This window comes from Burkholderia sp. Se-20373 (assembly GCF_017104705.1).
Classification (GTDB): Bacteria; Pseudomonadota; Gammaproteobacteria; order Burkholderiales; family Burkholderiaceae; genus Burkholderia.
The window spans coordinates 1-884 of sequence record NZ_JAAGPH010000373.1 but is presented as its reverse complement, the minus strand read 5'-3'; the positions used below and the strand labels follow the sequence as shown (position 1 = coordinate 884).

Annotated in this window: 1 protein-coding gene; it reads left to right on the top strand. The window is 63.6% G+C overall.

The window, feature by feature from the left end; genetic code table 11:
• Nucleotides 1-36: 36 nt before the first annotated feature.
• Nucleotides 37-884, top strand: an 848-nt coding sequence (locus G3N96_RS38825; RefSeq protein WP_206140503.1) for an RHS domain-containing protein, incomplete at its 3' end; no start/stop codon positions are given.

The following is an 884-nucleotide window of genomic DNA, read 5'->3' as shown; positions in this document are numbered from 1 at the left end:
GTGACCCGGAGCGAAACGCCGGGCGGAAAGCGGCTCGTGCAGCGCAGCTACACCTACGACCGCGCGGGTCAGCTGGAGCGGATCGAGGACACGCAGAACGGCATGCGGACTTATCGCTACGATCCGGTGGGTCGGCTCGTGGCGGCCACCGGCTTGCTGGGTGAAGAGACCTTCGCATTCGATCCGGCGAGCAACCTGCTGGACGACGCGCAGACGCGGCACTTCGAGCCCGATCCTGTGCGAGGCACGCCGGGGTATTCGAGTCGAATCCAGGGGCGCCCGGCGGTGCTGGACAACCTGCTGCGCGAGTACGCGGGCACGCACTATAGGTGGGACGAATACGGCAACCTGATCGAACGTCGGAAAAATGGAGATCAGGCATGGTTCGAGTGGAACGGCTTCGATCGGCTCGTTCGGTTCGATACCGTCAAGGTGAGCGTGCGTTACTGGTACGACGCGCTGGGCCGACGGATGGCGAAGGAATCGAATGCGCGGGTTCGGGTCAGTTCGCTCGACGGTAGCGACTACCATGCAATCGAGACGGCGCGGCTCAATGCCGAATACGGCTATGGCCTGACGCTATATGGCTGGGACGGCGATACGCTGGCGTGGGAGAGCGGCAAGGGCGAGCATGGTGGCAATGGCCGCACGACGCACTATGTGTACGAGCCGAACAGCTTCGTGCCGATGGTGCAGGCGAGCCATACGGGATGGATTCCGCTGCACGAACGCCCGGACTATGATGAACATTACGACATCGACCGGGACCCGCTGTGGAGTCGCACGAACCGGCCGGTGGCGTTTGGGCGGATCGGCTATTACCAGTGTGACCAGATCGGCACGCCGCAGGAGGTGACGGACGAGCAGGGTGAGATTGCGTGGAG